A 19649-nucleotide genomic window follows, 5' to 3' on the forward strand; every position below is an offset into this window, starting at 1 on the left:
TCAATTATCCGCCATGGTGGCCAGGGCCGCCTTGTCGTAGACGCCGCGCATGGCGGTCGCCTGTCTTGCCAATGAAAATCTGCGGCTTCGGCGAGCCGCTGCTTCACCGAGCTCTCGCCGGCGCTGCGCGTCGCTGCAAACGCTGTTGACGCATCTGGCGAGATCGCCCGGATCGCGCGCGTCGAAGAACATGGCCGCCCCGTCCCACAATTCGCGATAGGTCGGGATATCGGCGAGCACCAAAGGCGTCTTCGACATCGCGGCTTCCAGCGTGGCCAGGCCGAACGGTTCGTAGAGCGACGGCGATACGAAAATGCCGGCCCGCGCCATCAGCGAGCGCACTTCCTCATGCGGCACCGGTCCGACGGGAACGGCGTGACTGAAGCCAACATGCTGGCCGTCCGGGCCTTGCAAGGAGCCGGCGACGAAGACCGGCCATTGCGCCAGGGAGGCGGCCTGGTCCAGCACCGCCGCATTCTTTCCTTCGTCCCACCAGCGCGCGGCGGCGAAAACGACCGATTCCCGTCTTTCGCTCTTCGCGCCGGGCCGCGCCCCGTTGCCGACGACGCTCAGGCGCGCGATCGGCCCGTAGCAGGTTTCGAGCATGTCGGCATGGCTGCGGCTGGGTGCAACGATAATGCCTGCTTTGTCGAAACCGCGCCGGTTGCGGTCCTTCTGCCAGGTCCATTCGCCGTCCGCCGCCTGTCCCTTGACGGCGTGGAACCATGTCACCACGCAGGAATGCGACACCGTCACGACCGGGCAGGGCACATCGAGCCCCGCGGCCTGCGTCGGCGCGTTGAGATGGACGATTTCGACGGCGTAGTCACGTATGAGCGGGTGCAGCTCCTGCTGTAATGTGTCGAGGTCGTGCTCGTTGCGGGTCATCCAGTCGGGCGGCGTGTTGAGCCATGTCAGCGCCGCGAATGACCGGGCCTCCTCCGCCTGCTGCCTGGACGGTTCCGGACCAAGCCCGGCAAGCACGACGCTGTCGCCGCCGGCGACCAGTTGCCTGGCCAGATCGAGCGCATAGCGCCAGACGCCACCGACGGCATCGACGGTCATCAGTATGCGACGCGGCGGGCTCAGTGTCCGCAACATGTGGCCTCCAATTCAGCCAGCGGACGCGGACGCTTCTCCTGGATGTCGCTGAACGTTCGGAAGGATGCGAGGTAATGTTCATGCGCGCGCTCCCAGGCGAGATCGTCCGGCTCGCCCCAAAGTTCGCGATAGCTGGGCGAACTCGGATAAGGGTAGAGCGGCACCGGTTCGTTGGCCCAAACGCCGTTGTCGATCAGGTGCTTTCGCCAATAATCGACGAGCGCGGGATCGTCCTCGACCACGCCGATCAGATTGGCTTGGACGAACGGCACGTGGCGCCTTGCGTCGACCAGCAACGCGGCCAGCTCCTCGGTGCCCAAACGGCAGCGTTTTGCCAGCATGGCGCGGCCTTCCACAGTCAGGCTTTCCAGGCCCGCCTCGATCGAGACGCAGCCGGCGGCACCGAGCAGCTTCAGCAATTCCGGCTTCCAGAGGTCGATACGGGTCTGCACGCCGAACTTCACATCGCGATCGACCAGCGCCTCCAGCAATGCCTTTTGCGGCAGGAAGATCTCGTCGATGAAGTAGATGTAGCCGACACCCTGTGCGATCAGCCGGTCGATCTCGGCGATAACTGCTTCGTGGTTCCGGCGGCGATAGGCATCGCGGAAATCGATCTTGGCGCAGAAGCTGCAATTGTACGGGCAGCCGCGCGACGCCTCGACCTCCGCACCGAAACCGACCTGGTTGTCGTCGAAGCGGTGATGGTGGTGCGAATGCGCGGCAATCCAGTCCGACGGCCATTCGAGCGGCGGGTGATCGATGAACGAGCTCGCATGCACGCCGCCGTTCGAGACCAGTTTTCCATGCTCGAAATGGGCGGTGGACGGCACCGCGCTCCAGTCGTCGCGCCGGGCAAGTTCAGCGACCACTTCCTCGCATTCGCCGCGCACGACGATGTCGACGCCAAGCTTACGCAAAGTCGGCGTCGGCGTCGCCGAGCCATGCGGCCCGACGGCGACGGTGCGACCGCCGCGCCCGGCAAGATGATTGAGGAAATCGGCCGGCACCCGCAACTCGGGCGGTGCGCAGCGCCAGAACAGGTAGGTCGGCGCGGTGCTGACGACGGTCATGTCAGGCTCGAATGCGGCGACGCGATCGGCGAGCGCGGCGTTGTCGAGCTTCTGGATCTGCCCGTCCAGCATCAGCACCTCGTGGCCGGCTGCTTCGAGCAGCGCTTTCGAATAGCCGAGTTCGAGCGGCAGATGCGGCTGGCGGCAGCCGAAATAGATGCTGTCCTGGTACGTCCAGGACGGATTGACCAGAGCGACCCTCATGCCACGTACCTCGCCGGTTCGGGATGCGGGTCGAGGCGATGACGCTGCAGCCAGTCGGCGAGGTCGCGGATGCCGTTTTGCCACGGGACGTGCGCTTTCCATCCCAGCGCCGCCTCGATCGCGCGTGTGTCGGCGACGAAGAACGGTTGGTCGCCGGTGCGTTCGCGGTCGTAACGGATCGGAACGTCCCGTTTCGTTATGTCGCGGATCTCCTTCAGCAGCATGCGCAGGCTGACGGCGTTTTCCGGTCCGCCGCCGAGATTGAATGCCTGGCCCTTGATCGCCTCGATCCGGTCGAGCAGGGCGCGATAAGCCGCGACCGCGTCGGCAACGTGGAGGATGTCGCGCACCTGCTTGCCGTCGCCATAGATGGTGATCGGCCGGTCGGAGAAGGCGCTAAGCAGGAAGTGGGCGACCCAGCCCTGATCCTCCGTCCCGAACTGGCGCGGTCCATAGATGCAGCTCATGCGCAGCACCGCCGTCGGCAGGTCGTATGACTTGGCGTAGTCGAGGACATACTGGTCCGCCGCGCCCTTGGAGCAGCCATAGGGCGTGCAGAAATCGAGGCCGCGCGTCTCGTCGATGCCGTGCGCTCGGACGCCCGCGTCGCGGGGCGCGTATCTGCCGTCTTCTTCGCGCATCACGAGATCGGCGAGGCGGCCATAGACCTTGTTGGTGCTGGCGAAAACGACGGGGATGCGTTTGCCGCTGCGGCGAGCGGCTTCCAGGACGTTGAACGTTCCGCGCAGGTTGATATCGAAATCCTCGTCCGGCCGAACCAGGCTCGTGGTGACGGCGGTCTGCGCTGCAAAGTGGAAAACCGCCTTTGAACGCGCCACCAGCGGCATCAGCGCCTCTGCGTCGCGGATATCGGCGATTTCGATGGTCAGGCGGCTGCCGTGCTTTTGCGTCAGCCATTCCAGGTTCTGCTCGACGCCGGGACGGCTCAGGTTGTCGATGACCAGCACCGGTTCGCCGTCCGACAACAGGCTGTCGGCGAGGTTGGAGCCGATGAAGCCGCTGCCGCCGATAATGGCGATGGGCATTTCGCGAAAATCGGGTGACTCCGGTCTCATGATACCAGCCCTCGCGCTTCGAGTTCCCGCTTCATCTCGGCGCTGCGATCGATGGCGACCGTGTTGCGCACCCAGGCGACGAAATCGCCGAGCGAATGCTCCAGCCGGTACTGCGGCTGGAAGCCGAGCAGTTCGCGCGCCTTGGAGATGTCGGCAAAGCAATTGCGGATATCGCCGGAGCGTGCCTTGCCGAGGATTTCCGGCTGGCGGCCAGGCACGCCCATCGCTTCGGCGAGCAGCCGGGCGACGTCGCTGACCGCGTAGGCCCGGCCGCTGCCGATGTTGATGACGTGCCCGCGCGCCTGCGGCTGTTCCAGCGCCAGCCGGAAGGCGCGCGCGACGTCGCGTACATGCACGAAATCGCGCTGCTGTTCGCCGTCCTCGAAGATCAGCGGCCGCTGGCCGTTGGCGATGCGCGAGGCGAAGTTCGCCAGGACACCGGTATACGGGTTCGAGAGCGCCTGTCCGGCGCCGAAGACATTGAACAGGCGCAGCGCCACCGCATCGACCCCATAGGCTTCGCCGAAGATCAGTACGGCGCGTTCCTGGGCGTATTTCGTCAGCGCGTAAATTGAGGCGAGATCGACCGGTTTCTGTTCGTCGGTCGGCAGCGGCGACAGGACTTCACCTTCCGGCGACAGGGGATTCCATTGGCCGCTGCGGATGTCGTCCGGCTGCCGTCTTGCATTGTCGATGCGCCGGCCGTCCGGCGTGGCATAGAGACCCTCGCCATAGACGCTCATCGACGAAGCAACGACGATCCGTTCGATCGGGCGTTTGATCAGCGCTTCCAGCAACGTGGCGGTGCCGAGGTCGTTGGCGCCGACATAGCGGGCGATCTCGTACATGGACTGGCCGACGCCCACTTCAGCCGCCAGGTGAATGATCGCGTCGACATCGTCGACCGCCTCTGCGATGGCGTCGCGATCGCGAACGTCGCCTTTGATCAGCTTGGCGCCTGGCGGCAGGCTGATTGCCTCGCCACCATGCACCTGGTCCAGCAGCGCATCGAGAATTGAAACCCCATAGCCATGTTCAACGAGTTCCTGGGCGACGTGGCGGCCGATAAAACCGCAGCCTCCCGTGACCAGTATACGTTTCACGACAACTCCTCATACGAATGGCTTTGCCGCCCCAAACTTCCGGGCGAAAGGTTTGTTCCCTTGCTTCAACAAAGTTCCCGGAACGCTGCGCTCCGAAAGCGACCCCGCCTCGGGCTGGGCACGGGAACATCGAAGCGCGCTTGGTGTTAGAAGCCATAATCAACCAACCGCGCGCACATGCCGGGCAGCAATGCATCTGCTGGTTGTGTGAGGGCAGACCGGAGCAACGCGTGAGATCTCGCGGCCTGCGGTGGAATCGAAGGGAGATTGCGATGTCTGAATCCAAGACGACCACCGATCACGACGAAATCCGCCGTTGGGCCGAGGACCGCGACGGGCGACCGGCGGTGGTGCGCACCAAGGGCGAGGGAGGCATACTGCGCATCGACTTCGGCGAGCCTGAAGAGACGTTCGAGCCTGTCGAATGGGACGAGTTCTTCAGGATCTTCGATGAGAACGAACTGGCCTTCCTCTACCAGGATGAGACCAGCGGCGGAAAGACCAGCCGCTTCAACAAATTCGTCGAGCGCAGCCGGAAGTAGGCTCGCGGCAAACGGCGGCCACGGTCAGTGCAGCAGGTTTGGCCCGCGTGCCCTGACGATGTTTCGCATGATGCCGTTGAGCCAGTCCTCCGTGGAGGAGCCGGATCGTCTCTTGTCGATTTCGCCGATGGCCTGTTCGAGCGTTCGCTCGACCAGCCGGTCGGAGGCCTCCACATCTCCCAGCAGCAGGCGCGCCGCGAGCCTGAGCTTGGGCAGCAGCGAAAATACGTCGTCCGAGGGCTCCGACGCTCGGCCTCCTTTCGATGCCGACGTCTCGGCTGGGAAGAGAGCATCGAAGACAGCCTGGCCGTTCGAGGATTTTCGGAGGCTGCTGGCATAGCGAAGGCGCTCAGGAATAACGATGTCTTCATCGCCGCTGAAAAACACGAACGGCACGCCACGGCGCATCAACTCGTCGGCGATCGGGAATACCCGTCGTCCGTTGAGATTGACGTCCAGGATCGCGGCCTCCGCCTCGTCCGTATGTTTCGATGCCTGTTCGACCGTCGCCACTGGGCCAAGCACGACGGCGCCCATCTTGCTGAAGTAACGTGCAAGATCGCCCGCCAGCATCCATTCGTCCTCGACGATCAGGATATGCAAGCCTTGCAGATCGCGCACCTCATTGTTCCTTCTTCCTGCGGAATTTACGGCTGTCGGCGCGGACTTCCGCAAAATGGCGGGCCAGGACCTCTTGCAACCGTTCCGCGAGCGCGAGCAGGCGAGGCGGGATGTTTTCAGATACCGGGAACTTGGTCAGATCCGGCGAGGGCAACAGGATTCGCTTGGCCGGCTTTATTTCAGGTGGTCGTCTTGCCATTGGAACCGCCTCCGAAGCCAAATGTTAATGCCCAGCCGCGGTGCTTTGTTCCGTTACTGGACTATTTACTGGCCTCAGGCTTGGCCCGGTCTTAGTCTGAGGCGCGATTAGGGTCTGAGGCCCGATTTGACGGCTTTGTGTTCGCGGCTGTTACCAGGGGCTTGGCGTGGCATCCCAGAATGGCAGATTTCCCATAGTCGGCGTCGGTGCATCGGCCGGCGGCATTCCGGCGATGGAGGGCCTGTTCAAGGGAATGACCGGCGGCACCGGCATGGCGTTCGTCGTCGTCACGCACCTCAGCCCGGAGCGGGAAAGCCTGCTGCACGAGGTCATCCGACGTTATACCGAAATGCCGGTCTTGGTGGCCGAGGATGGGGCAGCGGTCCAACCCGACCAGGTCTATGTGATGCCGCAAAACGTCGTCCTCACCATCCGTAAGGGCGCGCTTTCGCTGCGCCGGCCGAACACGTTCAGCCGCGAGCGCAAGCCGATCGATATCTTCTTCAGCGCATTGGCCGAGGACCAGGGCGAGTATGCCGTCGGCATTATCTTGTCGGGTGGCGATTCGGACGGCACGCTCGGCGCCAGGGCAATCAAGGAGCATGGCGGGCTGACCATTGCCCAGGCCTCCAACGGTTCCGGCCCGCGCAATCCAGCCATGCCGCAGAGCGCGATTTCGAGCGGCCTGATCGACATAGCGGCGCCCGCCGAGCAGATCGGTGCAAAGCTTCAGGCGTTTGTCCGCGGTTTCGACGTGCTGAACGGCCTGACCGAAGCAGACGACGAACACAAGGCCGAGATGGATCGAGCCCGCGATGAAATCTACGCCATTTTGCGCAGCCATTCCGGTCACGACTTTTCCGGCTACAAGGCCAAGACGTTCCTGCGTCGCGTAAAGCGGCGCATGCAGATAACGCAGCTGCAGTCGATCACCACCTACACAGAACGGCTGAAAAGGGATCCGGACGAGGTGGCGAAGCTGTTTCGCGACCTCCTCATCAACGTCACCAGCTTTTTTCGCGACGCCGACGCGTTCAAATTGCTGGAGGACAAGATCATACCGCAGATTTTCGAAGGCAAGAACGCCTCCGATGCGGTGCGTGTGTGGGTGCCCGGCTGCGCCACCGGCGAGGAGGTGTTCTCGATCGGCATGCTGATGCGCGAGCGCATGGAGAAGCTTTCGGCGCCGCCGCGCGTCCAGATATTCGCGACCGACATCGATGAGCCGGCGCTCGCGGTGGCGCGTGCGGCACGTTATCCAGAAGCGCTGCTGCACGGGCTTTCGCCCGAGCGCAGGCAACGCTTTTTCCACAGTGACGGCGAGAGCTATGTGCTCGGCAAGGAGGTGCGCGAACTGTGCATCTTTTCGCCGCACAGCATTATCCGCGACCCTCCCTTCTCGCGCATCGACATGATTTCGTGTCGCAACCTGCTGATCTATTTCGGCCCGCAGATCCAGAACCGGGTCATCCCGATCTTCCACTACGCGCTGCGCCCGGGCGGCTATCTGTTCCTCGGGACCTCGGAAACCATCGGTCAGCACGGTGACCTGTTCGCCACGGTCGACAAGAAGCAGCGGATATTCCAGGCGCGGGAACATGCCACGCCGCGGCCGCCGGTCCTGATCGGCAATGGCCGCACGGGTGCCCTTCCGGTCGGACGCGGCGGCTCGAAGAAGGATGCGGCCAGCCATTCACTGCGCCAGGCGATCGAGGCTCAGGTGCTGGAGCGGTTCGCCCCGCCTCACGTTCTGGTCAATGGCGATGGCGACATCGTCTACTATTCGGCGCGGACGGGCAAATATCTGGAAGCGCCGCAAGGCGCCCCGAGCCGGCAGTTGCTGACCCAGGCCCGCCACGGGCTGAGACTGGAACTGCGCGCCGCGTTGCGGGAAGCAGCCACGACGCGCCGCACGGTCGTGCGGGAGAATATAGCGGTCGAGGAAGACGACGAACAGCTTCAGTTCATTACATTGACGGTCGAGCCATACACGGAACGCGGTAATGGCGAGCCCCTCTACCTCGTCCTGTTCAATCCGGTAGGACAGTCCCAGATCCGCTCCGAGCCGGCACACGAAACCCGCGGCACCGACGACGCGGCCGATCTCGAGCGGGAGTTGCGCGACACACGCGAGCGGCTGCAATCGACCATCGAGGAATACGAAACCGCGCTGGAGGAAGTAAAATCTTCGAACGAGGAACTCGTCTCCGTCAATGAAGAGGCGCAGTCGACCAATGAGGAGCTTGAGGCCTCGAAGGAGGAGATGCAGTCGCTCAATGAAGAGCTAAACACCATCAACGCGGAGCTGACCGGCAAGATAGAGGAACTCGATCGCGCCAACAGCGATCTCAGAAACTTGTTCGAAAGCACGGAAATCGCCACCATCTTCCTCGACCGCAACCTTGTGGTGCGGACCTTTACTCCCGCCGCGTCATCGTTCTTCAACTTGCGTCCGTCCGATGTCGGCCGCCCGCTGACCGACCTTTCGAGCCGACTCGACTACCCCGAGTTGAAGCGGCACATCCAGGCGGTGTTCGAGACGGGAGAGACCCTGAACCATCACCTTGCGCGCGATGACAACGGCCGGTTTCACCTGGTTCGCATCAACCCTTATCGGGACAAGAGCGGCGGCGTCCAAGGCGTGGTCGTGACCATGATCGACGTGACGACGCTGGCGCAGGCGGAAGAGCGTCAGCAGGTGCTCATCTCGGAGCTGAACCATCGCGTCAAGAACATGCTGGCGGTCGTCGCCAGCATCACCAACCGGACCCGTGAAAACTCGGCGTCGAAAGACGAGTTCGCCGACGCCTTGATCGGCCGCCTGCAGGCGATGTCACGAGCATACAGTCTGCTCTCGCGAGAAAGCTGGACCGAAGCTTCCGTCGAGGAACTGCTGCGCCAGGAACTCGATCCCTTCGGGGCCGAACGGTTCGAACTCCATGGCAAACGGGTGAGCCTTAAGCCGGTACAAGGGCTTTCCTTCGGCATGGCAATCCATGAACTGGCGACGAATGCCGCTAAATATGGCGCCCTTTCGAAACCTGCCGGGCGGATAGTCGTGAAATGGTCGGTGGCGGACGGAACCTTCAGGCTCACTTGGCGCGAGAAGGGCGGCCCCCGCATCAAGGAGCCAACCGACAGCGGCTTCGGCCTTACCCTTCTGCGCGGAGAAATCGGCTACCGGCTGGGCGGAAAGGTTGAAACAACTTTCCACTCAAATGGTTTGGAGGCGGAAATCGCATTCCCTCTGACCCGTGAGGGCTCGTCGTGACCGGAAAGATGCGTGTGCTGATCGTCGAGGACGAATGGCTGATCGCCGACGACGCGGCGGCTTACCTGCGCAAAGCCGGCCATCAGGTGGTTGGACCTGTTTCGTCGGTAACGGCGGCACTCCGGCTCGTTGGCGAAGGCGGGATCGACGCCGCGTTGCTGGATATCCAGTTGAACGACGAGACCAGTTATCCGATCGCGGAAGCGTTACGGATGCGCGGTGTTCCGTTCGCCTTCCTCTCCGGGTATGGCGAACGCGAAATTCCAGCCGGGTTCCGCGCTTGCAGGATGGTGCAGAAGCCGGCGAGCCAGAGTGCGATCCTGAATGCCGTGGATGAACTCGCGCGAGCCGGCTGAGGTCGCGATTGAAAGTCGCGCCAGGTCACATCGGCGTGGTGCGTGCCTGCCGCGAACGACGAACGCCTATGGCAATATCCGCACCGGTACCGATTTGACCGCCGGAACATGAGCCCTCTCGGCTCTGTGCCACAAAGGAACCAGCGGGTTGAGCTCGGGGTAGTAACCGGCACAATTTCCCTCCGGCACCGAGTAAGGCGTGATGCGCAGTCCGTGCACGCGGCGCTCCACACCGTCCCGCGCGTTGGCTTCGAGATCGACCTCCTGTCCCGCGCTCAAACCGAGGCGCTGGATATCCTTTTCATTCATCAACAGCACCATGCGTGTGCCGCTGATGCCGCGCAGCCGGTCGTTGTAGCCGTAGACGGTCGTGTTGAACTGGTCGTTGGAGCGCACCGTGATCAGTGTCAGCACATCATCGCCGGCGACATCGATGTCAGGATCGGTTTCAAGGCCACTTGGCAGCTTGAAATTGGCCTTCTTGTTCGGCGTCTCCCACACCCGCTTGCTCGCCTTGATGTCGCGATGGAAGCCGCCGGGCGTCAGGAAACGCTCGTTGAAGTCGCGGAAATGTTGGGGGTAGCAGCGCTCGATTTCGTCGCGGATGCGGGAATAATCCCCAACCCACTCATCCCATGGGATCGAACTCCTGCCCGGCACCGTGGCCTTGGCGAGTTCGGCGACGATCCTGGGCTCTGAAAGCAGATGCGGCGAAGCCGGAGGTCGCGATCCGAACGAGCCGTGGATACAGGCGGTGGAATCCTCTACCGACACCCTTTGGTCGCCGCTTGCCTGATGGTCTCTTTCCAGCCGTGACAGGCAAGGCAGCAAATAGGTTGTCCGGCCGGCGATCAGGTGACTGCGGTTGAGCTTGGTCGCGATCTCGACATGCAGGTCGAGCCTACGCCAGGCTTTCTCGACCAGGCCGGTTTCCGGCACGGCCCGCACGAAATTGCCGCCGAGCCCGACAAAGCCCTTGACCGATCCGTCGATGACGCCTTCGCAGGTCTCGACCGTATCGAGACCTTTCTCGCGCGGCGGTTCAAAGGCGTAGAACTCGGCGAACTTGTCGAGCGGGACGAGCTCGGGTTTTTCCGATATGCCGACGGTGCGCTGCCCCTGGACATTGGAATGGCCGCGCAGCGGCGAAATGCCGGCGCCGGGTTTTCCGATATTGCCGCGCAGCATCAAAAGGTTGCACAGCATCTGGACGTTCTCGGTGCCGTGCCGATGCTGGGTCAAGCCCATGCCGTAATTGCCGATCACCGCGTTGGCATGGCTGTAGACCTCGGCGACATGCTCCAGGTCGGTCTGCGCAATGCCGGATCGCGCGACGATATCGCTCCACTGGGTTTTGCGCAGGAAGGCTTCGAATTCGGCGAAGCCATGCGTGTGTTCGGCGATGAAAGCCGTGTCGAGGACACGCGTCCTGCCGCTTTCGCGGGCGTCGTCGTCGAGCGCCAGCAACGCCTTGGCGATACCCGTCATCGCGGCGATATCGCCGCCCGAACGAACCTGGAAGTAGTCGCTGGACATTTTGGTTCCCGGTCCGGGCGACAGCATGTCGAGGGGGTTTTGCGGATTCTTGAAGCGCTTCAGTCCCCGCTCGGGCAAGGGATTGAAAGTGAAGACGGGCACGTTGCGTTGACGTGCCTCCTGCAGCGGATGCAGCAGGCGCGGCGCCGTCACCCCGGTATTGTGCCCGAAGAAGAACATCATGTCGCATTTCGCAAAGTCTTCGAGCTGCACGGTCCCCACCGGCGAGCCGATCGATTCCGGCAAGCCGACCGAGGTCGATTCATGACACATGTTGGACGAATCGGGCAGGTTCGAAGAGCCATAGATCCGCGCAAAAAGCTGGTACATGAACGAGGCCTCGAGCGAGGCCCGGCCGGACGTGTAGAACACCACCGATTTTGGATCGAGCCGCCGCAGTTCGGCAGCTATGTCGCGGAATGCATCGTCCCAGGAAACCGGCTCGTAACGGTCGGTGGCGGCGTTGTAGCGCATGGGCTCGGTAAGCCTGCCCTGCTTCTCAAGATCGTGGTCCGGCCAATCGAGCAGTTCCGTCACCGAATGCTCGGCGAAGAAAGCGGGTTCGCAGCGCAGCTTGGTCTGGTCCCACATCGTCGCCTTGGCGCCGTTTTCACAGAATTCGAAAGGCCTCGGCTGGGCTGGCTTTGCCCATGAGCAAGACACACACATATAGCCGTCGGCCTTGTTCTGCTTGAGCAGCGTGCTCCATATCCCGGACAACAGCAGGCCTTCGCCGCGCGCCTTGCGGACCAGGGATTTGAGCGATCCCCAGCCGCCTGTCGGGTGGTCGTATTTCTTGGTTTCGATGCGATCGGTTACGGCGGGTTTCATGCGAGCCACTCCCTGTAAGAAGAGCATGCATAAGAACCCGCCGTAAGGCTGAATGTTCCGGGCCGGGTCCGTTCCGTCTCGCCGGAACCATTTCCGCCATCGTTTGTTCGGCCCGAAGAAAGGAGCCGCGCGAAATGGAGCGACGTAACGCGTTAATTGCGATGGTGATTTCGGCCATCATCATCGTCGGCTTTCTCATCGGCTTTTTGTACGGCGATATGGGCTGGCGAACTTCGCCGCTCAAAAGAGCCCCTGAGCAGAACCAGGGTGGCAATGCTCCGGCCGACACCTCGCCTGCCGCCGGCATCAAGAAGAACCCCAAGGAAAATACCGAAATGCCAGGCCAGCAATGAGTGAGGTTAGCAATGAAGGCAGGCAATGCCACGAACTGAAACGGGGTCCTGTTTTTGCGGCGCCATAACGGCGGAGATGCGCGGCGAGCCGTTCTGGGTTTGCTCCGATCACGATGACGACTGCCGCAAGGCGATAGGAAGCCCGCTAACGGTGTGGGTCGGCTATCGGCCTTCCGAATTCACATTGCTCACCGGCACGCCCAAGACCTTTTCGAAAACCCCCGGCATGCTCCGGTCCTTCTGTGCGGATTGCGGAACATCGATCGGCTATGTCGACCAGGGCCTGCCCGGCGAACTCTATCTGTCGATCGGCTTTCTCGACCACCCCGAACGGTTTCCGCCGCAGGCCCACGCATATTGGGACATGAGGCTTCCCTGGGTCGACTTTCCAGACGAGCTGCCGCGGGTGGGAAGGTATTCGAGGCGGCGCGATCCCGCTTTCGGAAATCCGGCGGACCGCTAGCCTGCTGCCCGCCTGCAGGTGGAAAACGTACCGTTCGCAGTTTCGTACGAATACGACAATTGGCGCGCGGCCGAAAACGCGCAATTATAGGCCAATGGGCCGCCGTTTGGATGACAAGCTCGATTGCAAGGCGTGCGGGACGATCCTGATGGAAATTCCCGACAACCCGAAGGATTCGACGCCGATCTATTGCAGCAATTGCGGCGCCTATCTCGGCGAATGGGGCGATCTGCAGGAGGACTTCTTCAGGCAGGCGTTCGGCGCCCAGGCCTTCGATCTGAACAACGGAAACATCATCAAGAAATAATCCTGGATTGTGCAGGCCAAGCCACGGCCTGCGGGCCCGGCTATTCGAGGCAATTGCCGTTCGGACCGGGCCTATCGGGAACCTTTCTCCCGAGCCGCTTGTTTGGGTGGCGGAAGGAGACACGCCATGAGCACAAAACCTCCCCCTGTGCCGCCGAAGAATCTGAGCCCAAAGGGCGCCGGTGACAAAAAACCGGTAGCAGCCGACCAGGCACCGCAATCAGCCGTTCCGGATCCCGACAAGCAGGGCCAGCAAGGCAATACGAAGGTCAACACCACCCATCAAGGCAACGTCCAGGATCGCTAGGTCATGTCCACGTCGAAGAAGACTCCGGCCAGCATCCGCCAGGGCGGTCCCGGCGCCGCGCACGAAAACGCCAAGAAGCCGCCGAGCGTCGAAAAGCCGCCGGCCGACTCCGACCGTCGCAGCCACAGCAAGGTCTCCGGCGGGGGCGGCGAACGCGACAGCCACCATACCCACGACCCCGAAAAGAAAGGCGACACCCGGCCCGCGCATCAGGACAAATGAAGTCGGGCGGCGACGCGACGACCGGTGAGGTTCGAGCGAAGTGTCAGCGGGGACGGCGCGCCGAGGCAATCGGCACGACGTTGTCGACCACCGGCAAGTCGAACAGCATCGGAAGCCCCCGCGTCGCGGCCATCTCCACGATCAGTTCTTCGATGGAGTGATCGGTCAGACGCGTCTCGACGCCCAGCCGGATCATCGCCGCCAGCTTGTGCACCGGCACCGGCACGGACTTCGCCCGGTCGTCGAGCAGCTTGCTGATTTCGATCACGACGTCGGCGTCGATATTCCTGGGCAAGTCTCGCATAAGCGCCTCCCCGCCAAACGAAACGAAAAGCCCGCCGCACCTTTCGATACGGCGGGCGATCCAGTAATGCGTACCGGCGAGGGATCGGGGTGGGCGTGCCGGCGCGCGCAGATCGCAAGTAATTTTAGTTAAATCCGTCAACTTCGATGTGTCACGGAAAAACGTCTGTACGTTTTTTACCGAACCGCGCGGATCGTTAGCTGTCCCCGCCGTGGCGCGGCGCGGCAGCACGGATGGCGCGATCCATTGCCCTCCGGACAGCGAACTCAAACAGTATACATTATAAACTTAAAACATCTTGCCAGGTGATCCAGCCTATGCTCCACTTGAGCCGGGAACATGGCTGACAGGTCGATTTCTGCCGACACGTGGCTGCATTTCAAACGGCACGACTGCGAGAACACAGCCTCAAACAATATACGAAATCTTCGCATGGGAAGGCGTGGATGACGGAAACGATAGAGCTCAAACGGGTTGGCGATGGCAATCTGCGTGCCCAGGTCTATCAACAAATCCGGCTGACGATACAGCATGGCGAATTGGCGCCTGGCCAGAAGCTCGTCGATGTCGATATTGCCGCCCAGCTCGGCATTTCCAGAATGCCTGTCCGTGACGCCTTGATGCAGTTGGTGCATGAGGGCTATCTCGTCGGCACGACACGCGGCTTCACCCTGCCCACGCTTACCGCGACGGATGTCGCCGACATCTTCGAGGTCCGCCGCCTGCTTGAGCCACGGGCCGCCGCGCACTCGGCACGGACACTTGACGCCGCTGGCCTCAAGACCCTGGCAGCCGCGCTTCGGGAGGCCGAGGCCGCGGCCGCCGCCGGCGATGCCGACCGCTTTTTCCAGGCCAATTCGGCATTCAGGAATTGTTGGCTCGGCGCCGTCGAGAACGAGCGCCTTTCCCAAACGATTGCAAGGTTCGCCGACCATGTGCTCGTCGTCCGCTTAAGGACGCTGTCGCACCAGCCGACGCAGGCCGTCATCGTTGCCGGCATGCGCGCAATCTATGAGGCATTCGTTAAGCGCGACGCCGTCGCCGCTTACGACCGCATGACCCACTTCATTCAGAACGCCGAGGAGCGTTTCATGAAGCTTAGCCCACCGTTTCAAAACTCCAACGGTGAAGGTGAGGGCATGTCGCGGCAGGGGAAAGCATGATCAGGAAGCAGCACCCGCTGAAAGGGCCGAACAGGTTCAAGCTCGGCGTATTTTCAATGAACGCCGATGGCGGCCTGGCAATGACTACCGTCCCCGAGCGCTGGCGTGCCCGCTGGGAGGACAACCTCAATTCCGCCTGCATCGCCGACCGCGCCGGCCTCGAGTTTCTGCTGCCGATCGCCCGCTGGCGCGGCTTCGGCGGTTTGACGCATGTGCGGGAATGGTCGTTCGAGACGTTCACCTGGGCGGCGGGTCTTGCTGTCGCCACGGAAAACATCGGCCTGTTCATGACGGTGCATGTGCCGCTGGTTCATCCGCTGCAGGCTGCCAAAGCGCTGGCGACGGTCGACCACATCTCCAACGGGCGTGCCGGCTTGAACATCGTCTGCGGCTGGAACCCGGATGAGTTCGCCATGTTCGGGCAGACGGTCGGCGAGCGGACCTACGATCAGGCCGAGGAATGGATCAACATCATCGTGCGTGCCTATCAATCGAGGGAGCCGTTCGACTTCAGCGGCGAGTTCTATGATCTGAAGGGCGTCGTCAGCCGGCCGCCAAGCCTGCAGGCGCCGCGACCGGTGACCATGAACGCCGCCTTCGGCGCGCCGGGGCGCAACTACGCAGCGCGCCACTGCGATTATCTGTTTTCGACCTTTTCCGAAATTGCCGACGGCCGTGCGCATGTGGTCGACATCACCAACCGCGCGGCCGAAGTCGGGCGCGAAGTCGGCGTCTATACGGTTTGTCACGTCGTCTGCCGGGAGACCCAGCAGGAAGCCGAGGATTACTACCGGCACTACGCGTTGGAATGCGCGGACGAGGGTGCGGTCGACGAGCACATGCGCAAGAAGAAGGAATTCGCGAACTCGCACGATGCGAAGGCTTTCACCGAATATCGGCAAAGGTTCGCCGGTGGTGCCGGGACGTTCCCGCTCATCGGCACGCCGGAAAAGATCGTCGACGACCTCACCGAGATCATGGAACAGGGTTATTCCGGCGCCGCCCTCACATTCGTCAACTACACCTACGAATTGCCCTTCTTCTGCGACCGCGTGCTGCCGCTGATGCGCCAGGCCGGGCTTCGAGTAAATTGATGCCGGCGGCCGCCATTCCGACGCCGTGGGTGGATGGGCACGACGCCATCAATCCGCGCGCCTTCAAGCAGGCTATGCGGGCCGTGGCGGGCTCGGTCGGCATCCTCGCGTCGGAACATGACGAGATCGGTTTTTGCGGTATCACGGCGACGGCCCTCTGTTCGTTCAGCGCCGAGCCGCCTTCCCTGCTGGCCTGCGTCAACCGCGGCAGCACCTTTGCCTCGGCCATTCGCGAAGGCTCGCCGTTTTCGGTCAATCTTCCCGCCGGCGACCAGGAGAACGTTGTACGTGCCTTTGGCGGCATGACCAAAGCCAAGGGCGCCGCGCGGTTCTCGTCCGGATCATGGGTGCGTGGCGAAACCGGCGCGCCCTTGCTCGTCGGCGCACGGGCAATATTCGAATGCCGGGTGGCCGAAATCATCGTGCGGGCATCGCACATGATCGTCATCGGCATCGTCTCGGGCGTTGCGCTGGACCGCGCTCATCGATCGCCGGTCTTCTACGCGCATGGGCGGTTCCTGACATTAGGAGATGATGCCAACTAACCGCCGTTCACGCGGCGGCGCGGCGATTGCAATTTTAGATCGACCCGATCATGGGCCGGATCATGGACGAACTATCAAAGGGAGTATGGCAATGCGCATTTGGAAATCCCTTGTTCTGGCTGCACTCATGTCGGGTGTGGCGGGTAGCGCCGCGGCCGAAGAGGTCGTCCTCAACGCCGTGCATTTTACACCGACGCAGAACGGCTACGCCCAGAGCTTCCTGAAGTTCGTTCAGAAAGTGAACGAAAAGGGCAAGGGCGTGGTCCAGATCAACGTCCGTGGCGGGCCGGAGGTCATTCCGCCGATCCAGCAGGGCGCGGCGCTCAGGAGCGGCCTGATCGATGTGATCGACACACCGGCAGGGCAGTTCCTCGAACTCGTGCCCGAAGGCGAGGTTTTCTCCGCATCGACGAAGACGCCGTGGGAGGTCCGCGACAATGGCGGCTGGGATTTCATCAGCGGAATTTTCGAGAAGAAGGCCAATGCCCATCTGCTGGCGCATGTCGACGCGGGTTCGGGCTTCAACGTCTTCACCGTCGACGAACCCAAGCTCAATAGCGAAGGCAGCATCGACTGGGGCAGTCTGAAGATCCGCTCGTCGCCGCTCTACCGCGATTTCCTTGAATCCTTGGGCGCAACGGTGATCGTGCAGGCGCCGGGGGATGTCTATACCTCGCTCGAGCGCGGCGTCGTCAATGCCAACGCGTATACCGTGTTTGGCTATGCGTCGTTCGGCTGGGACAAATTCACCAAATACCGTGTCGACCCGCAGTTCTTCAAAACCGACGTGCTGATCTCGATCAACAAGGCCAAATGGGACACGCTGTCGCCCGAAGCGCAGAAGCTGCTTGCCGACACGGCCGTCGAATACGAGCGCGCGAGCTATGACGCCAATCTCGCCGAGTCCGAAAAGCAGGCACAGGCAATGATCGGCGGCGGGCAGAAGATTGTCAGCTTGACCGGCGCCGGCCGCGACAAATTCCTGGCGGCTGCCACGCAGGCGAGCTGGGCGAGGATGACCAAACGCGATCCCACCAACATCGATCAGTTGAAGAAATTCTTCCAGTAGCCCGAGCCGAGGGCGCTGGTGCGCCCCTTCATCAAGGTGGATATGAGGGTCGTGGGAAATGGACGGATTGTTTGCAGCGATCGGGAAGCTGAGCCTTGCGTTGGCGGCGGCGGCAAAAGTGGTGCTTGGCCTCATCATCGTCGCGGTGGTTGCTGATGTGTGCGTCCGCAATCTGGGCCTGAGGCCGCTTGCCTGGGCGGTGTCGGCGACGGAATACGGCCTGCTTTACGCGGCATTCCTGCCGATGCCCTGGCTGGTCCACAGCAAGGGCCATGTCTTCGTCGAGTTCCTGCGCCAGGCGCTGCCGGTGCGGGCACGGGCGGGGCTTGAAAAGCTGGTCTATCTCGCCTGCATTGGCGTCAGCCTCTACCTCGGCAGCGTCGCTCTGTCGTCGCTGACAAGTGCCGTGGCGGGCGGCGAATATGAAACGCGCAGCTTCGACATGCCGAAATGGCTGGTCTTTCTGCCCATCATGCTCGCCTTCTATCTCTCGGCGCTGGAATGGCTCAGATATCTGCTCGGCCGTGACACGTTGTACACGCTCGATCCGCTGGAAATGGAAGGGCTCTGACCGGTGGCCTGGCTGTTCCCATTCGCCGTGCTCGTCGGCACCATCCTGGTGTTGATGGGGCTTGGGCTGCCGGTCGCTTTCGCGTTCTTCGTCACCAATGTGATCGGGCTGTATCTGTTCTTCGGCGGCTCGATCGGCGTGACGCAGATGGTCGCCAACTTCTCCGACGCTGTCTCGACCTATGCGCTTGCCCCGCTGCCGATGTTTCTTGTCATGGGCAGCCTGTTCTTCCGCTCCGGCCTCGGCGAGAAGGTCATCTACGCGCTCGACCTGTGCATCGGCAATCTGCGCGGACGCCTCGCCTATGTCGTGCTGGCCGCCGGCACGATCTTTTCCGCGCTGTCGGGCTCGAGCCTCGCCAATACCGGCATGATGGGCTCGCTGATGGTGCCCGAGATGCTGAAGCGGGGCTACAAGCCGCACATGGCCTACGGCCCAGTGCTTGGCGCAGGAAGCCTTGCCGTCATCATCCCGCCGTCCTCGCTGGCCGTCTTGCTCGGCTCGCTGGCCCAGATCGACGTCGGCGCGCTGCTCATAGCGGGGGCTTTGCCCGGACTGCTGCTCGTTGTCATGTACGCGGCGCTGATCTTCGCACAGACAAAGATCGATCCGGACGCCGCTCCGCACTATCCGGTACCCGCCGTCCCTGCGGCCGAGAAGGTGAGGGCGGTCGCCGTCAACATCATTCCGATGAGCGTCATCGTGTTCATGGTGGTCGGCACGATCATCCTTGGAATAGCGACCCCGACCGAGTCGGCAGGCCTCGGCTGTGCCGCCGTCTTCGCCTTGTTGGTTGTCTACCGACGGTTCAGCTGGTCGGTTGTCTGGAAGTCGCTGGACGATGCGATGAAGGTCACCGGCATGACCTTCCTGATCATCTCGGCTTCGACGACGTTCTCGCAGATATTCGCCTTCTCCGGCGCCTCCAACGGCTTTATCCAGTTCATCGTCGGCTACGATCTTGGACCGTATCCCATGCTGCTCATGATGGTGCTCGTCATCCTGCTGCTCGGCATGTTCATGGATCAGGTCTCGATGATGCTGATCACGCTGCCGATCTTCCTGCCGATCGCCCAGCAATTCGGCTACGAGCCGGTATGGTTCGGGCTGATCCTGCTGCTCGCCTACGAGGTCGGCTTCACCACGCCGCCGTTTGGTCTGCTGCTGTTCATCATGATCGGCGTTGCGCCGAAAGGCACATCGCTCAAGACGGTTGCCATGGCTGCGGCGCCTTACATCGCGCTGACGCTTCTGCTGATCCTGCTGATTGTCCTCTTTCCGCGGATCGCTCTCTTTCTTCCGAATTTGATCTAGTCGAACTCGATCCAGCAGGTGTCCA

Annotated in this window: 22 protein-coding genes; 14 read left to right on the forward strand and 8 right to left on the reverse strand. The window is 62.3% G+C overall.

Annotated features, from left to right (window positions below; genetic code table 11):
- From NKH67_RS08260 to NKH67_RS08275, 4 genes are read right to left on the reverse strand one after another with little or no spacing between them, the layout of a single operon-like run.
- Positions 1-1101 carry a glycosyltransferase family 4 protein gene (locus NKH67_RS08260; protein ID WP_353030510.1) on the reverse strand — a complete coding sequence of 367 codons (1101 nt, stop codon included), beginning with the start codon at positions 1099-1101 and terminating at the stop codon, positions 1-3.
- On the reverse strand, positions 1086-2378 hold the full coding sequence (locus NKH67_RS08265) for a TIGR04295 family B12-binding domain-containing radical SAM protein (RefSeq protein ID WP_353030512.1): 1293 nt from the start codon (positions 2376-2378) through the stop codon (positions 1086-1088). Before NKH67_RS08265 ends, NKH67_RS08260 begins: the two co-directional genes overlap by 16 nt.
- Positions 2375-3454, reverse strand: a complete 1080-nt coding sequence (locus NKH67_RS08270; RefSeq protein ID WP_353030514.1) for an NAD-dependent epimerase/dehydratase family protein — start codon at positions 3452-3454, stop codon at positions 2375-2377. The genes NKH67_RS08265 and NKH67_RS08270 overlap by 4 nt, the downstream gene beginning before the upstream one ends.
- Positions 3451-4557: an NAD-dependent epimerase/dehydratase family protein gene (locus tag NKH67_RS08275; RefSeq protein WP_352612129.1), complete on the reverse strand. Its 1107-nt coding sequence runs from the start codon at positions 4555-4557 to the stop codon at positions 3451-3453. The genes NKH67_RS08270 and NKH67_RS08275 overlap by 4 nt, the downstream gene beginning before the upstream one ends.
- Before the next feature lie 272 nt (positions 4558-4829).
- On the opposite strand from NKH67_RS08275, the gene NKH67_RS08280 reads away from it, so the two are divergent.
- Positions 4830-5099: a hypothetical protein gene (locus NKH67_RS08280; protein ID WP_352467978.1), complete on the forward strand. Its 270-nt coding sequence runs from the start codon at positions 4830-4832 to the stop codon at positions 5097-5099.
- 24 nt (positions 5100-5123) lie between these two features.
- Here NKH67_RS08280 and NKH67_RS08285 read toward each other — a convergent pair whose 3' ends face one another.
- Positions 5124-5720, reverse strand: coding sequence for a response regulator (locus NKH67_RS08285; RefSeq protein WP_352502189.1), 597 nt, complete (start codon positions 5718-5720; stop codon positions 5124-5126).
- A gap of 1 nt (position 5721) precedes the next feature.
- A complete protein-coding gene (locus tag NKH67_RS08290) occupies positions 5722-5919 on the reverse strand; it encodes a hypothetical protein (protein ID WP_352502190.1) in 198 nt (65 codons plus the stop codon).
- Positions 5920-6085: 166 nt separating this feature from the next.
- On the opposite strand from NKH67_RS08290, the gene NKH67_RS08295 reads away from it, so the two are divergent.
- Entirely contained in the window at positions 6086-9190 is a 3105-nt protein-coding gene (locus tag NKH67_RS08295; protein WP_353030516.1) for a CheR family methyltransferase, read from the forward strand.
- 8 nt (positions 9191-9198) lie between these two features.
- Complete coding sequence (locus NKH67_RS08300) at positions 9199-9546, forward strand: response regulator (protein WP_352472890.1); 348 nt, start codon at positions 9199-9201, stop codon at positions 9544-9546.
- A gap of 66 nt (positions 9547-9612) precedes the next feature.
- Here the strand turns inward: NKH67_RS08300 and NKH67_RS08305 are convergent, their stop codons facing one another.
- A complete protein-coding gene (locus NKH67_RS08305; RefSeq protein WP_353030518.1) occupies positions 9613-11913 on the reverse strand; it encodes an FdhF/YdeP family oxidoreductase in 2301 nt (766 codons plus the stop codon).
- Positions 11914-12047: 134 nt separating this feature from the next.
- Between NKH67_RS08305 and NKH67_RS08310 the strand changes: the two genes are divergently transcribed.
- The 5 genes from NKH67_RS08310 to NKH67_RS08330 all read left to right on the forward strand — a co-directional run bounded on the left by NKH67_RS08310 (position 12048) and on the right by NKH67_RS08330 (position 13564).
- Positions 12048-12266 carry a hypothetical protein gene (locus NKH67_RS08310; protein ID WP_352472892.1) on the forward strand — a complete coding sequence of 73 codons (219 nt, stop codon included), beginning with the start codon at positions 12048-12050 and terminating at the stop codon, positions 12264-12266.
- 25 nt (positions 12267-12291) lie between these two features.
- Complete coding sequence (locus NKH67_RS08315) at positions 12292-12729, forward strand: GFA family protein (RefSeq protein WP_353030520.1); 438 nt, start codon at positions 12292-12294, stop codon at positions 12727-12729.
- A gap of 148 nt (positions 12730-12877) precedes the next feature.
- A complete protein-coding gene (locus NKH67_RS08320; RefSeq protein ID WP_023716639.1) occupies positions 12878-13036 on the forward strand; it encodes a hypothetical protein in 159 nt (52 codons plus the stop codon).
- Between the two features lie 126 nt (positions 13037-13162).
- Positions 13163-13342, forward strand: a complete 180-nt coding sequence (locus tag NKH67_RS08325) for a hypothetical protein (protein ID WP_352768339.1) — start codon at positions 13163-13165, stop codon at positions 13340-13342.
- Positions 13343-13345: 3 nt separating this feature from the next.
- Complete coding sequence (locus tag NKH67_RS08330; protein WP_352768342.1) at positions 13346-13564, forward strand: hypothetical protein; 219 nt, start codon at positions 13346-13348, stop codon at positions 13562-13564.
- Positions 13565-13607: 43 nt separating this feature from the next.
- Here NKH67_RS08330 and NKH67_RS08335 read toward each other — a convergent pair whose 3' ends face one another.
- Positions 13608-14138: a hypothetical protein gene (locus NKH67_RS08335; RefSeq protein WP_353030522.1), complete on the reverse strand. Its 531-nt coding sequence runs from the start codon at positions 14136-14138 to the stop codon at positions 13608-13610.
- 176 nt (positions 14139-14314) lie between these two features.
- On the opposite strand from NKH67_RS08335, the gene NKH67_RS08340 reads away from it, so the two are divergent.
- From NKH67_RS08340 to NKH67_RS08365, 6 genes are all read left to right on the forward strand, one after another.
- The gene (locus tag NKH67_RS08340) at positions 14315-15031 is read left to right on the forward strand and encodes a GntR family transcriptional regulator (RefSeq protein WP_353030524.1); all 717 of its coding nucleotides are present in this window, start codon (positions 14315-14317) and stop codon (positions 15029-15031) included.
- A complete protein-coding gene (locus NKH67_RS08345) occupies positions 15031-16125 on the forward strand; it encodes an LLM class flavin-dependent oxidoreductase (RefSeq protein ID WP_353030713.1) in 1095 nt (364 codons plus the stop codon). Before NKH67_RS08340 ends, NKH67_RS08345 begins: the two co-directional genes overlap by 1 nt.
- Positions 16125-16670: a flavin reductase family protein gene (locus NKH67_RS08350; RefSeq protein ID WP_353030526.1), complete on the forward strand. Its 546-nt coding sequence runs from the start codon at positions 16125-16127 to the stop codon at positions 16668-16670. The genes NKH67_RS08345 and NKH67_RS08350 overlap by 1 nt, the downstream gene beginning before the upstream one ends.
- 91 nt (positions 16671-16761) lie before the next feature.
- Positions 16762-17739, forward strand: a complete 978-nt coding sequence (dctP, locus tag NKH67_RS08355) for a TRAP transporter substrate-binding protein DctP (RefSeq protein WP_353030528.1) — start codon at positions 16762-16764, stop codon at positions 17737-17739.
- A 58-nt stretch (positions 17740-17797) separates the two neighbouring features.
- Positions 17798-18310 carry a TRAP transporter small permease gene (locus tag NKH67_RS08360; protein ID WP_353030530.1) on the forward strand — a complete coding sequence of 171 codons (513 nt, stop codon included), beginning with the start codon at positions 17798-17800 and terminating at the stop codon, positions 18308-18310.
- A gap of 3 nt (positions 18311-18313) precedes the next feature.
- Complete coding sequence (locus NKH67_RS08365; RefSeq protein WP_353030532.1) at positions 18314-19624, forward strand: TRAP transporter large permease; 1311 nt, start codon at positions 18314-18316, stop codon at positions 19622-19624.
- Positions 19625-19649: the final 25 nt, after the last annotated feature.

The sequence above is a fragment of the Mesorhizobium sp. M0968 genome (assembly GCF_040319065.1).
Lineage (GTDB): Bacteria > Pseudomonadota > Alphaproteobacteria > Rhizobiales > Rhizobiaceae > Mesorhizobium.